The following is a 13,695-nucleotide window of genomic DNA, read 5'->3' as shown; positions in this document are numbered from 1 at the left end:
AACGATCTAAATTATTGATTATTACAAAATAATTTAATCGAAAAATCCTATTTACTATTTATAGTATTCACATTATCCCAATTATCGGTCCGAAACAGGTTTACCGGCAGGCCTTCTTTGTTAAACAATTCTGCAATTGAAGAATTTGTAAAGTCGAAACGAACCGCTACCGGATTCTTTATATTTTCATTCCACACTTCAACTGTATTGCCAGTAATCTTGGCTGTAGCGGGTAAAAAAATCTTATCAGCACCTGCTATATAAAAACCATTGATGGTATCGCCTTTGCTCTTTAAACCATCGTTGGCATTTGTAAAATAAATGGTAACTCTGTTCCTTTTAACATGCATGCTTTTTAACATCGGGTATTTATAAGGGAAATTAGTTTTACCATACGTTTGAGAAAGGGCAAGATTAGCCAAACGATAACCCACATCTTTTTTATCTTTTGGATGAATATCTTTTAAGTCGTTTACAAGGTCGGTTATAACAACCATTCCTGTATTTGGCACGTCAAGGGTATTAGTTTGTGCTTCCTGCAATAATGCTGCAGAACCAGAACCATAACCTGAAAACGGAGCAATTTGAACAAAGTAAAACGGAAAATCCGTTTGCCAGGCTGTTCGCCATGATTTTATCATGGTTGAAAATAATTGGTGATAAGTAGATGCCGTGCCAACATTTGATTCTCCCTGGTACCAGATAACTCCGGCAATATTATAATTTGTGATTGGGCTGATCATTGCATTGAAGGTTACAGACGGCTTGATAGGCCAACCCTTCGACGGCTTAAGACTATCGGCTGCCTTTTTTAAAACAGCGTTATTATCTACAGAGTCTTTTGGCGTCCACACTTCAGCGGGTGTACCACCCCAGCTTGCCTCAATAAGCCCCACAGGAACTGATAATACCTCGTGCAATTTCTGACCAAAAAAATAACCGGCAAGGCTGAAAGTTTTTAAATCTTCCGGGTTACACACGACCCAATAACCTTTTAAGTCATCCTGAGGAAAGGCTGCTGTTAATTTTGGAACATGAAACAATCGTATACTTTGATTAGCCGATTTTTCAATATCATTTGTATACTGTTTAATTCCCCAGCTATAACTCATTTCCATATTGCTTTGGCCGCTGCAGGCCCACACCTCACCAATCAAAACATCATCAATTACAATTTTATTATTGCCTTTTATTGTGAGTGAATATGGGCCACCAGCTATTGGAGTTTTAATTTTTAAAATCCATTTCGCTTCAGGAGAACCTGAAGTTGTATAACTTGTAGTATCCCAGGATGGAGATATAATTATTTTTTCTCCAGGTTCGCTCCATCCCCAAATATTTACATACGTATTTTGCTGAAGCACCATATGGTTGCTGATGACAGCTGGTAAGCGTACATCTGCTTTTGCATGTAAAAAAAAGGTGGAGCAAATAACTATTGAAAAAAAAGCAATCGTAAATTTTTTCATTTCGAATTATATTTTATAATGATATTCGGTATCTAAATTTTTTCACTCAACTCAAGCCACCTCATTTCTTTTTTATCAAGAAGAACAATTATGTCGCTCACTCTTTCTGCCGCCTCCTGTAATTTTTCAAAATCCAAATTACCGTTATTCATTTTTACTTCTAATAATTTTTTTTCTTTTTCCAAAGCAGGAATTTCTTTTTCCAGTAACTCAAATTCATGTTTCTCCTTAAAAGTAAATTTTTGACCAAGCCCGTCTATATTTTTAGGTTTTACTTTTTCAATATTGTTTTGTGCGGTAGCTACAATGGCCTTGGGTTTATTTTCTTCCAGTTGCTTCCATGTTCTGTACTGTGTATAATTACCCGGGAAATCTTTAATCTCTCCATTGCCTTCAAAAGCAAATAAATGATTCACCAGGCGATCCATAAAATACCTGTCGTGACTCACAATTAATATACAACCGGGAAAATCCTGCAGAAATTCTTCGAGTGTTCTTAAGGTCTGTAAATCCAAATCGTTGGTAGGCTCATCCAACACTAAAAAATTAGGATTACGAAATAAAATACTCAATAAATGTAAGCGTCTTTTTTCACCCCCACTTAATTTACTTAATGGAGTAAATTGCTGTTGGGCCGTAAAGCCAAATTTTTCCATGAACTGGGTTGCGCTAATTTTACTTCCATCGGCCAGGGGGAAAAATTCTGCAAAATCTTTTACATATTCTATGGCTCTTTTATCTTCTTTATATTGCAAACCTTCCTGTGCAAAATTTCCAAATACAACTGTATCACCATGATTAATTTTTCCACTATCCGGCGGAATAAGATCAAGTGCAATTTTAAGAAAGGTCGATTTTCCGGTTCCGTTTTTACCAACAATTCCTATACGTTCTCCCTTTTTAAAAGTATAATCAAATCCTTTCATTATAACTTTATCTCCATAAGACTTATACACTTTTTTCATCTCAAGAACCTTACCGCCGAGACGTGTCATTTTAACCTGTAAAGAAACCTCGGCTGTATCTTTTCGCTGGCTCACCCTTTCTTCAATATCAGCAAACGCATCCTGCCTGCTTTTTGATTTGGTAGTTCGTGCCTTTGGTTGCTTACGCATCCATTCCAATTCTTTCCTGAAAATATTTTTATCTTTTAAAAGCTCACTTTGCTGCACCTCAAGCCGTAATGATTTTTGTTCCAAAAAATAATCATAATCCCCTTTGTACACATATAATTTTTCATCCTCCAGTTCAATTATTTCATTACAAACCGTGTCTAGAAAATACCGGTCATGGGTTACCAATAACAATGTACTTTTATTGGAAGCCAGAAAATTTTCAAGCCACTCTATCATTTCAACATCAAGGTGGTTGGTAGGTTCATCGAGAATAAGCAAACATTTACCTTCATGCAATTGAGCTTCTATTAAAGCCTGGGCTAGTGCAACTCTTTTTCGCTGGCCACCACTTAAATTTTTAACCTGCTCATTAAGATGGTGAAGATCCAGTTTTCCTAAAATTTGTTTCAAATCACTTTCAAAACTCCACGCATTAGCTTCGGTGAGCTCGGTAACGAGCTCGCTTATACGATGTTCATCATTGCTTTCACTCTCCAGTAAAATTTCATATTCCTTAACAATACGCACAACGGGATTATCGATATTTAAAATATTGTCCCAGATAGACCGGTCGTTTTCAAAGGCCGTTTCCTGCTGTAGCATAATAACTTTTACGTCCTTATGTATCCAAACAGTTCCGCTATCAGCGGTATCCTGACCCGCAATTATTTTAAGTAATGTTGATTTACCGCTTCCATTGCGTGCTACAAAGGCAATTTTATCTCCTTCTTCCACATGAGAGCTTATATTGCTGAAAAGTTTTCGAACGCCGAACGATTTACTTAAGTTTTCTACTGAGGCATAATGCATGCTGCGAAGGTACTTGACACGCAGAGGTAATTAAAATAATATATTAAAAAATTATCATTTTGTGAATTCATTTAGCAAAAAATACTAACACTATTACGTTTTCGTTTTGTGTTCGGTAACATAAATCGATTGTTGACGCTCAGCACATTTATCCTAAGTCAGAAACTTTAAAAAAGGCAATAGTTCATTAACTTTGCGCCCACTCAAAAATATAAATGAATTATTTTGCACATCCCACAGCCGTAATAGATGATGGCTGTGAAATAGGCCCTGGAGCTAAAATCTGGCATTTTTCTCACATAATGCCCGGTTGTGTCATCGGCGAAAATTGTAACATCGGGCAAAACGTAGTAGTATCGCCAAAAGTAGTTCTTGGCAAGAATGTAAGAGTTCAAAATAATGTATCTATTTATGAAGGTGTTATATGCGAAGATGACGTTTTCCTTGGCCCCTCAATGGTATTTACCAACGTAATTAACCCAAGAAGCGCCGTTAGCCGGAAAGAAGAATTTAAAAAAACGATTGTAAAAAAAGGCGCTTCAATTGGCGCAAACGCAACTATAGTTTGCGGGCATAATATTGGTGAATATGCTTTTATAGGAGCTGGCGCGGTGGTCACTAAAGAAGTGGCTCCTTATTCGCTGGTTGTCGGGAATCCTGCCCGCCACGTTGGCTGGATGAGTGAATATGGAATTAAGTTAAGTTTCGATAAAAATAATATTGCCGTTTGTCCTGAAAGTAAGCAGGAATATTTACTGGAAAAGAATCAGTTGAAAAGAATAAAATAAAGATGAAAAATTTTGCACTAATAGGCGCCGGAGGCTACATAGCTCCGCGACATATGAAAGCCATAAAAGATACAGGTAATAATTTAGTGGCGGCATTAGATAAAAACGATTCCGTAGGGATTCTTGACAGTTATTTTCCGGATGCAGATTTTTTTACAGAATTTGAGCGCTTCGACAGGCATTTGGAGAAATTAAAACGCCAGGGCACAAAAATTGATTACGTATCAGTATGCAGCCCTAATTATTTACACGATGCGCATATCCGATTTGGGCTGCGAATAGGCGCAGACGTTATATGCGAAAAACCTATCGTACTAAATCCATGGAACATTGACGCTTTAGAAGAAATAGAAAAAGAAACAGGCGGCAGAGTCTTTACTATTTTGCAACTACGCCTTCATCCCGCCATTATTGCTTTAAAACAAAAAATTGATGCAGCACCTCGCGGGAAAAAATATACAGTAGATCTGCAATATATCACTTCACGAGGCCATTGGTATCACACCAGTTGGAAAGGAGATATTACAAAAAGTGGTGGCATTGCTACCAATATCGGTGTTCATTTTTTTGATATGCTAATGTGGGTTTTTGGCGAAGCGAAAGAAAATATTGTCATGCAACATACAACAACCACTGCATCCGGTAAGCTTGAATTAGACAAGGCAACTGTGACCTGGATGCTGAGTATAGACGTTAATACACTTCCTGCAGATGTAAGAGCGGCGGGTAAACGCACTTTCAGAACGTTAACTATTAATGGAGATGCTTTTGAATTCAGTGAAGGCTTCACAGAATTGCATACACAATCCTATAATGATATAATTGCAGGGAAAGGGTTTCCAATGACCGAATCAAAAAGAGCAATTGAATTAGTTCATAAAATAAGACAAGGCTGATAATGAAAAAAAATATTTTGATTACCGGGGGAGCTGGCTTTATAGGTTCCCATCTCACAAGGCTTTTTATAAATAAATACCCTGATTATACAATAGTTAATCTCGATAAACTTACTTATGCCGGCAACCTGGAAAATTTGAAGGATATTGAAGATAAACCCAACTATACTTTTATAAAAGGCGATATAGAAAATATGGAATTAGTAAAAAGTCTTTTTATAAAGTATGATTTTACCGGTGTTTTACACTGCGCTGCAGAAAGCCATGTTGACCGGTCAATAACCGATCCGTTAGCATTTGTAAAAACGAACGTATTAGGAACCGTATCATTATTGCAGGTAGCTAAAGATGCATGGAAAGATAATTATGAAGGAAAATTATTTTATCATATTTCTACAGATGAAGTGTATGGAAGCCTGGGTGAGACAGGTTTTTTTACAGAAGAGACTGCTTATGATCCCAGGAGTCCTTATTCTGCGTCGAAAGCTTCCTCTGATCATTTTGTAAGTGCCTACCATCATACTTATCACTTACCCGTAATTATATCCAATTGTTCCAATAATTACGGCCCTTATCATTTTCCTGAAAAGCTGATTCCTCTTTGCATCCATAATATTATTAATAATAAACCATTGCCTATTTATGGCAAAGGTTTGAATGTTCGGGATTGGTTATTCGTTGAAGACCATGTAAGGGCTATCGATACTATTTTCCATAACGGGAAGCCAGGAGAAACTTATAATATCGGTGGCCATAATGAATGGAAAAATATTGACATCATAAAAGAACTTTGCCGGCAGATGGACGAAAAACTCGGCCGGGAAAAAGGAACTTCTGAAAAGCTAATAACTTTTGTAAAAGACAGGGCCGGTCATGACTTACGGTATGCCATAGACGCAACTAAGTTAAAAAATGAATTGGGCTGGCAGCCATCACTTCAATTTGAAGAAGGCTTATCCAAGACTATAGACTGGTATTTAAATAATACTGAATGGTTGAATGATGTAACGAGTGGCGCTTATAGAAGTTATTATGAAAAGCAGTATGGGATATAGTTTGTATAACTTCATAATCTTAATACAATATTAAAGACTCAAATTCTAACTAAATGAAAGGAATTGTTCTCGCAGGTGGGAGTGGAACCAGGTTGTATCCTATAACAATGGGTATTAGCAAGCAACTCATGCCTATTTATGATAAACCAATGATCTATTATCCGCTATCGACATTAATGCTTGCAGGCATAAAAGAAATTCTTATCATAACAACTCCTGAAGATCAACAACAGTTTAAGCGTTTATTAGGCGATGGGAGCCAGTGGGGATGCAATATTCAATACGAAGTACAGGAAAAGCCAAACGGGCTTGCCCAAGCATTTGTAATTGGTGAAAAATTTGTTGGAAAAGATCCGGTAGCATTAGTCTTGGGAGATAATATTTTCTATGGAAGTGGCTTTTCGAACTTGTTACAAAAATCTGCAAATCCTGATGGAGCAGTAATTTTTGCTTATCCTGTTAGCGACCCTGAGAGATATGGTGTGGTAGAGTTTGATAAGGATCTTACCGCTGTAAGCATAGAAGAAAAGCCATCAAAACCAAAATCTAATTATGCGGTGCCCGGCTTATATTTTTACGATAATAGCGTTGTAGAAATTGCAAAAAATATTGCGCCCTCAGCCAGGGGCGAATATGAAATTACAGACGTAAACCGCAAATATTTATCAGATAAAAAATTAAAAGTGGCTGTACTTAACCGCGGATTTGCCTGGCTGGATACAGGAACTTTTGAATCACTTCACGATGCTTCAGAATTTGTTAGAGTGATTGAAAAGAGGCAGGGCTTTAAAATCGGTTGCTTAGAAGAAATTGCTTATCGGATGGGATTCATTAATAAAGAGCAATTGAATATTCTTGCGAAGAAATTTGAGAAGAGTGGATATGGGGAGTATTTGAAGAATGTGGTATAGAGCTTCGGTATTATTATTAAACAGTTTTTCAACTTCCAGGACTAAGTTGGGCGCCAATAATTGCCCTGTTGTAAAACAATAATTGCCCTGTTGTAAAACAAGTGAAGAAAAAAATATTATATCTTCGGTCGCTATTTTATCAGCCTATTCCGTAATATCGAAATCAATTAAACAAAGAAATCAATGAAACTCATTGGAATTGCTGTATTTGTTTTGTTTACAATTTGTTTTTGTTCTACCGGTTTGCATGCGCAAGCTAATTTATTTAACACAAATGATCTAAGTAATACTAATATAGATAAGTATAGTGATGATGATATAAGTTCTATGCTTAATAAAGCAAAAGAGTCAGGCTTATCAGAATCACAATTGCTCAAATTAGTTGCCGATAAAGGTTTACCTCCGTCCGAAATAACCAAGTTGCGTAACAGGCTGCAATTTATCAGTAAAGAGAATTCTTCCAGCGGAAGCAATTTTTTAGAAAATACAGCAGAAGATTCTTCGTCCGGACATGAATATAACACTTCAGTTTCTGAAATTCCGACACAAGCATTTAAAACTGATCCAACCATATTTGGATCTGAACTTTTTGCGAGCAGCAGTTCAGTTTTTGAGCCTAACCTTCGCATTCCGGCGCCAGCTGGGTATATGCTAGGGCCAGACGATGAAATTGTCGTTTCTGTGTATGGATATAGTGAAAAAAAATACAATCTCCGGGTAAATGAACAAGGCGAAATTTATATACCCAATGTGGGTCCTATAATGGTGAGCGGATTAAGTATTGAAGAAGCCAGGGACAAAATAAAGGCCAGACTAGCCTCAACAATATATAAAGCCATTAATAACGGTCGGACTGAAGTACAGGTTACTTTAGGAAAAATAAAAAGCATTCGTATAACGGTAATTGGCCAAGCTAGAAAGCCAGGAACATTTACTGTATCATCCTTAACTACTCTTTTCAATGCACTTTATTTATGTGGTGGTCCTACCCCTATGGGAAGCTATCGGGATATCGAAATTATTCGTGGCAATAACATTAAAAGAACAGCAGACCTGTACGCATTTTTAGTAGATGGTAATCAGAAAGACAATATCTTACTTCAGGAAGGCGATGTAATACGGATTCCATATTACAAAAACAGGGTAACAATTTCAGGTAACGTCAAACGAGAGGGCAAGTTTGAATTAGTTGATTCCGAAACATTCAGCGATCTTCTTAAATATTGCGGAGGTTTTACTGATAATGCTTATAGAGGAGCTGTTACAGTGACAAGAATTACAGACACAGAAAAGAAAATCATCGACATTCAATCATCGGACTACAATAATTTCAAACCAAGAGGCAGTGATGAATATATCGTTAGAAAATTACAGGATGAGTATGCTAACCGGGTTGTTATCTCCGGTGCTGTAAACAGGCCTGGGCCATACCAATTAACTTCAGGTATAACTGTTAAAAATTTGATCGATAAAGCAGGCGGATTAACGAAGGATGCATATACAAAACGAGTTACTATTTTCAGATATCATGCTAATAAAACGCCGGTATCTGGTTCTATAAATCTCGATTCTGTTTTGCAAAGTAATCAAATTGTTTACTTGCAAAAAGATGATTCTCTTTATGTACATTCAATTTTTGAATTCAATGATAAAAATTATATTACCGTTGAGGGCAATGTAAGAAAACCAGGGAACGTTCAATGGCGGGAAAATTTTACACTTCATGATCTGCTTCTTTCTGTCGGAGGTTTGACAGAGTCGGGTGACTCTTCTAATATTGAGATTTCTAGAAGAATAAAAGATGCAAATGTTGATAAAGCTAATCATAATGAAAGCACCATTTTTAATGTAGACCTTTCTAATAACAATCAATCACAAAATGATGTACTCCTGCAGCCATTTGATATGGTAATAATTAAAACACTGCCCGGTTATACGCCACAAAGAAGTGTTTTAATTCAAGGGGAAGTAAAAAGCCCTGGAAGATATGGTTTAGAAAAAAGCGGCGAAAGAATCAGCGAAATCATACAAAGAACCGGAGGATTTAAAGCATCGGCTGATAGTAATTCTATTACTATTAGAAGAAGGTCAAAATCCAATTTAACTAATCAGGAAAAAGGAGGGCTTTTCCAAAGAATTCTAGATATTAGTCCCGATAGTCTTGCTCAAAATTCGAGGCTCTCCCAAGAGATAAATAAGACCTACGATTTGATTAGTGTTGATTTGGGCACAGCACTCTCGCATCCTGAAAGTTCTGAAAACCTCGCCTTGGAAGATGGCGATATATTGACGATAAACCGAAGCAGCAACTTGGTGAAGATATCCGGCGAAGTTTATTTTCCAACAATTGTAGCATATAAGGTTAATAAAAACCTCAAATACTATGTGCAACAGGCAGGTAATTTTACAGGGTATGCCCGTAAAACAGGGGCGTTGGTAATTTATCCAGATGGGAAAGCCGCCTCAGTAAAACATTTCTTATGGTTCAAAAGTTATCCTTCTGTTACACCAAGATCAGAAATTTATGTACCCCAAAAGGAAAAAAGTAACAGACCCAAACTTAGCATAGCAGAATTGGCATTGCTTGTTTCGTCGTTGGGAATTATGGCAAATGTGCTGAAACTATAACAACTACTTCAAATAAATAACGCATAATGCACCGTGAGGAACTACAAATAACGCAAGATCAAACTACGGAAAGTGTTATATTAATGCGCATCTTTAATAGTATCGTGCATAAATGGTGGCTTTTCTGCATAGTTGGATTGGTGGGGGGGATTATCGGATTTATATATGCCAAACTTCAGAAGCCAGTTTACGAAAGTTATCTTTCATTTGCGTTAGATGAAGGTGGTTCAGAAGGAGGTGCATCGGGAGCTATGGGACTTGCAGCTCAATTTGGAATATCAATTGGCGGATCTCAGGATGTTTTTACAGGGGATAATATTTTAGAAATAATGCAAAGCAGGCGGGTGATTGAAAGAGCATTGCTTTCTGTAGATACTTTTGACAACAAACCCATGACTTTAATTGAGTATTACCTGCAAAACAATCCACGAAAAAACAAAGAGGTTAATATTCATTTTTATCCTGGCGAGCAGAGAAGCAGCTTTTCGTATTTAAAGGATAGTATACTTTATAATACGTATCTGGAATTTAAAAATTATCATATTACTGCCAGAAGACCGGATAAAAGACTTAATATTTATGAACTTTTAGTTACCAGTAGATTTGAAGAATTCTCAAAAGTTTTTACCGATAAATTAATATTGGAAACAAACAGTTTTTATACGGAAATACGAAGTAAAAAGTCAAAAGAAACTTTAGAGATTTTGGAAAAAAGAGTTCCGGATATGAAGGAAAAATTAGACGCAACAATTACAAGTAAGGCAGCCATACAGGATGCTAACCTGAATACTGCCTTTGAAAATGCTCGAATCCCTTTATTAAAGCAGGAGAGCAATGGACAAGTTTATGCGGCGGCTTATGCAGAAATGTTTAGAAATCTCGAGCTTGCCCGCTTTCAATATTTGAAGAGCATTCCGCTAATGCAGGTTATTGATAATGCAGATTATCCGATGAAAAAAATTAAGATGAGTAAATTAAAAACTGCAATTATTTTTTCAGTGATGGCGGCTTTCATCTTCTTAGTGATTTTTATAATTATGAATTTTTTTAGATTTAGAGCCTCATAACACATCACAAATTTTTTTGCAACAATTTCACATAGCACATTTTGTATTTTTCGCCCACCACCTTTTCTTTACAATTTAATATTTCCGGATTTATCACTTGAAGAACGCTCATTGTCATAGCTCTTTTAAGTGCCGTTTCTATATTTTTAACAGAGGATGATTTGCTTAGGATTGCTCCCTGGTAAAAACTCTGGTGAGCGTACTCTCTATCAATCAAAACCAATGGTTTTCGCATTGCGATCGCCTCTAATGCGCTAATTGGCTGGGTTTCTTCGTTGCTGGGCAATGCATATACAGAACAGTTATAATACGCCGCCACAAGTTCTTCCGAAGCTTTCGGCAACTCCCTGATCCACAAAATATTTTTATTGTCTGCTATAAGTGTTTCCAATTGTCTCCCATAAGTCAATTCACCATCGAGCAGGTTTCCTATAATTACAAGATTTGCATTTAAATTTATGCAAGCTAGTGCAAGGTTATACTGATTTTTTCTAGTGCAGATATTACCAACGCAAAGAACATAATTGTCAATGCGGTATTCCATCTTAAAATTGAAATTGGGAATTTCAAAATATTTATCTTCTACAATATTTGGTATTATTTCCATCTTAGAAGCAGGCACACGGTAATATTTATTCAGCACATTTAACTGCAGATTATTTAAAACAATAATTTTATCGATGATTTTGTAGTAATGAATTAATTGTCCGACATAATCAGGGAAAAAGTGTCGATAATAAAACCCTAACTTTGATTTAAATGTGTCATGATAAGGTGATAACACTGTTGCGACTATTTTTTTTTCCGCTTTTTTAGCCCAATCGATTAGGTGATAATTATGAGGGCCAACTCCCCATAAATGAAGAATGTCAAAGTCGCTATCTCTGCTCCAAATATCCAGTTTACTTGCTTCAACTCCTGCTTTTATTACAGCGTCTAAAGTATTCAACATTTGCAGATCAAATCCGCCAAAGGCAAAACAGTGTGGCTGGCATGGAAAATATTTTACTTTCACTTTATAATTTTAAAACTTAGGACTTTGAACTAGGTTTTGATAATTTGCTATTTTATATTTTCGTGAATTTCACCAAAATAACGTTTGAAGCTCTTTTCCCTGATATCCTGGTTCGCTTAGATTGTTTTAATAAATGGGTGAAAAATTTACCCGGGCGGCGACCTATCGCCTTCAAAATTTTCATTTTTGATTCTAATTGTGCAGACCCATAAATAGAAAATTTAAAAGACAAAATAGCGCTTCTTAACAAGCCGGGATATTCGGGCATAAAAAACTCGGGTTTTAGTCCAAGAATTTTTGCAATTTTTATATAAGAATTCATGTTCCAGCGTCCCATATGATGCGGGGGATGGTTAAGAACATCATACCAATCGAGTTCAAAATCCATTGGTGAATAGGGTGTACTTATGAATATAGACCCAGCGGGTTCTAGTAAATCTGCCATTTCAGCTAGAAATTTTTTCGGATCTGCGATATGCTCCAGGACATGAAATGCAGTTATAGTACTGAAAAGAGTTTCTTCGTGCACCGATTTAAATTTTTGTATATCCATACAAAATACTTTATAGCCTTTATTTCTGCATATTTCAATACTCGCATCTGTCGTATCCAGCCCATATAAATCTATTATGAGACGCCCGCCTTGGTTAATTACATCAAAAAACTGACCATCACCACATCCAACGTCAAGCAATTTTATTCCTTTTGAGCCCTTTGCTAAAAGATCAAGAACCTTATAATATTCCCATCTGTTTTCAACATAATATTTTGGTTGGGAGGTTACCCAATCATAAAAAGACCTGGACCCTTCGATTTGAGGAAATGCAAACTCGAAACTGCATTCATTACATCGCAGCAATTCATAGTCAACAATTTCTACATCTTTAAGCACTGGAGTATTAAATTGTATTGATAATTGACTTTTGATATAGGCCGAGTCAAGACTTTTGATTTTTTTGGACAATCCGCCACAAATAGGGCAAATAACGCCATTATCGATTTCCATATTTTATTAACTTCTTAAAGAAAATTTTAGCCAAATAAAGAACTAATTTGACACGATGTTTTATTATAGTGAAAACATTATTTATATTTAATTTCCACACACTATAATAAGGCGTATTATAGGTCTTCATGTCAATCCCGTAAAGTTCTTTTTCATTGAGGACGTCAGCATAATTGTTACGAATAAAATTTATGTTGCGCTTCTGAACCTCGGAAACATTTTGTTGTATTCTTCTGGTTCCACCCCATTCTTTTTCCGAATGGAATTTTAATGCAAAGACTCCATTCTTATATCCTGCCTTAATAAGTCTTAATGAATACTCCACGTCATCATAGGTATGTGGCGACAGTTTTTCTTCCAAAACGCCGAATTTATCAATCACATCGCAAGGGACACAAATCGGGCTTTTAAAGGGGAAAGCCCGATAATTAAATTGACCTGGTATAACAATTTTCGTACTAACTGATCCATGTCCACATATATTCTCAATGAAATCTTTAAAGGGCATATTTTCTTCATTCGTCAACCAGTTTCTTTTGAAATTCGCCCCCATTCTAAACGAAACAATTCCCAACGGCTTTTTACTCCATTTATAAATAAATTCTATCTTCTCCTCAATCTTAAAATCCTTGATAATTACATCATCCTGCAAAATGATATTAAACCCATATTTTCTTTGGTCCGAGTTTCGCAAGCCGGCATTAATAGATTTCGTTTCATGAACGTCTGGCGTGTGAATCTTCATTATTTTGACAGCCGAATTTTCCTTTATTATTTTATCAATTATCTCTTCAGACCTATCGGTACATCCGTCTAATACCGGATAAATAAAGCTATTATTATTGCAACACTTAATAACAGACCCCAAGACTTTTTCTATCAAGTCTTCTTTATTATGAATAGTTATGATATAATTGAAGATAGGTTGCATTAAC

At 36.2% G+C, this 13,695-nt stretch carries 11 protein-coding genes; 6 read left to right on the top strand and 5 right to left on the bottom strand.

The window, feature by feature from the left end:
• Positions 1-47: 47 nt before the first annotated feature.
• Positions 48-1,469, bottom strand: coding sequence for a sialate O-acetylesterase (locus FW778_RS06370; protein ID WP_150413762.1), 1,422 nt, complete (start codon positions 1,467-1,469; stop codon positions 48-50).
• A gap of 32 nt (positions 1,470-1,501) precedes the next feature.
• Entirely contained in the window at positions 1,502-3,394 is a 1,893-nt protein-coding gene (locus tag FW778_RS06365) for an ABC-F family ATP-binding cassette domain-containing protein (protein ID WP_150413761.1), read from the bottom strand.
• A gap of 215 nt (positions 3,395-3,609) precedes the next feature.
• Here FW778_RS06365 and FW778_RS06360 point away from each other — a divergent pair, with 215 nt between their 5' ends.
• The 6 genes from FW778_RS06360 to FW778_RS06335 all read left to right on the top strand — a co-directional run bounded on the left by FW778_RS06360 (position 3,610) and on the right by FW778_RS06335 (position 10,739).
• Positions 3,610-4,182: an acyltransferase gene (locus FW778_RS06360; protein WP_150413760.1), complete on the top strand. Its 573-nt coding sequence runs from the start codon at positions 3,610-3,612 to the stop codon at positions 4,180-4,182.
• A 2-nt stretch (positions 4,183-4,184) separates the two neighbouring features.
• Positions 4,185-5,078, top strand: coding sequence for a Gfo/Idh/MocA family protein (locus FW778_RS06355; protein WP_150413759.1), 894 nt, complete (start codon positions 4,185-4,187; stop codon positions 5,076-5,078).
• Positions 5,079-5,080: 2 nt separating this feature from the next.
• On the top strand, positions 5,081-6,133 hold the full coding sequence (rfbB, locus tag FW778_RS06350) for a dTDP-glucose 4,6-dehydratase (protein WP_150413758.1): 1,053 nt from the start codon (positions 5,081-5,083) through the stop codon (positions 6,131-6,133).
• Between the two features lie 53 nt (positions 6,134-6,186).
• Positions 6,187-7,044 carry a glucose-1-phosphate thymidylyltransferase RfbA gene (rfbA, locus tag FW778_RS06345; protein WP_150413757.1) on the top strand — a complete coding sequence of 286 codons (858 nt, stop codon included), beginning with the start codon at positions 6,187-6,189 and terminating at the stop codon, positions 7,042-7,044.
• A gap of 183 nt (positions 7,045-7,227) precedes the next feature.
• On the top strand, positions 7,228-9,672 hold the full coding sequence (locus tag FW778_RS06340; protein WP_150413756.1) for an SLBB domain-containing protein: 2,445 nt from the start codon (positions 7,228-7,230) through the stop codon (positions 9,670-9,672).
• Positions 9,673-9,698: 26 nt separating this feature from the next.
• A complete protein-coding gene (locus FW778_RS06335) occupies positions 9,699-10,739 on the top strand; it encodes a Wzz/FepE/Etk N-terminal domain-containing protein (RefSeq protein WP_150413755.1) in 1,041 nt (346 codons plus the stop codon).
• A gap of 4 nt (positions 10,740-10,743) precedes the next feature.
• Here the strand turns inward: FW778_RS06335 and FW778_RS06330 are convergent, their stop codons facing one another.
• From FW778_RS06330 to FW778_RS06320, 3 genes are read right to left on the bottom strand one after another with little or no spacing between them, the layout of a single operon-like run.
• Entirely contained in the window at positions 10,744-11,754 is a 1,011-nt protein-coding gene (locus tag FW778_RS06330; protein ID WP_150413754.1) for a glycosyltransferase family 4 protein, read from the bottom strand.
• Between the two features lie 52 nt (positions 11,755-11,806).
• Complete coding sequence (locus FW778_RS06325; RefSeq protein ID WP_150413753.1) at positions 11,807-12,760, bottom strand: class I SAM-dependent methyltransferase; 954 nt, start codon at positions 12,758-12,760, stop codon at positions 11,807-11,809.
• Positions 12,747-13,691 carry a glycosyltransferase family 2 protein gene (locus FW778_RS06320; protein WP_150413752.1) on the bottom strand — a complete coding sequence of 315 codons (945 nt, stop codon included), beginning with the start codon at positions 13,689-13,691 and terminating at the stop codon, positions 12,747-12,749. The genes FW778_RS06325 and FW778_RS06320 overlap by 14 nt, the downstream gene beginning before the upstream one ends.
• Between the last annotated feature and the right edge of the window lie 4 nt (positions 13,692-13,695).

Source organism: Ginsengibacter hankyongi (assembly GCF_008710285.1).
In the GTDB taxonomy this organism is placed as follows: domain Bacteria; phylum Bacteroidota; class Bacteroidia; order Chitinophagales; family Chitinophagaceae; genus Ginsengibacter; species Ginsengibacter hankyongi.
This window is presented reverse-complemented; position numbering and strand designations above follow the sequence as displayed.

What these genes read in the sequence shown, in the direction of transcription:
- FW778_RS06365 (WP_150413761.1), bottom strand. Translation starts at nt 3,394, where the DNA reads ATGCATTATGCCTCAGTAGAAAACTTAAGTAAATCGTTCGGCGTTCGA.
- FW778_RS06360 (WP_150413760.1), top strand. Translation starts at nt 3,610, where the DNA reads ATGAATTATTTTGCACATCCCACAGCCGTAATAGATGATGGCTGTGAA.
- FW778_RS06340 (WP_150413756.1), top strand. Translation starts at nt 7,228, where the DNA reads ATGAAACTCATTGGAATTGCTGTATTTGTTTTGTTTACAATTTGTTTT.
- rfbB (WP_150413758.1), top strand. Translation starts at nt 5,081, where the DNA reads ATGAAAAAAAATATTTTGATTACCGGGGGAGCTGGCTTTATAGGTTCC.
- FW778_RS06355 (WP_150413759.1), top strand. Translation starts at nt 4,185, where the DNA reads ATGAAAAATTTTGCACTAATAGGCGCCGGAGGCTACATAGCTCCGCGA.
- FW778_RS06320 (WP_150413752.1), bottom strand. Translation starts at nt 13,691, where the DNA reads ATGCAACCTATCTTCAATTATATCATAACTATTCATAATAAAGAAGAC.
- FW778_RS06325 (WP_150413753.1), bottom strand. Translation starts at nt 12,760, where the DNA reads ATGGAAATCGATAATGGCGTTATTTGCCCTATTTGTGGCGGATTGTCC.
- rfbA (WP_150413757.1), top strand. Translation starts at nt 6,187, where the DNA reads ATGAAAGGAATTGTTCTCGCAGGTGGGAGTGGAACCAGGTTGTATCCT.
- FW778_RS06370 (WP_150413762.1), bottom strand. Translation starts at nt 1,469, where the DNA reads ATGAAAAAATTTACGATTGCTTTTTTTTCAATAGTTATTTGCTCCACC.
- FW778_RS06335 (WP_150413755.1), top strand. Translation starts at nt 9,699, where the DNA reads ATGCACCGTGAGGAACTACAAATAACGCAAGATCAAACTACGGAAAGT.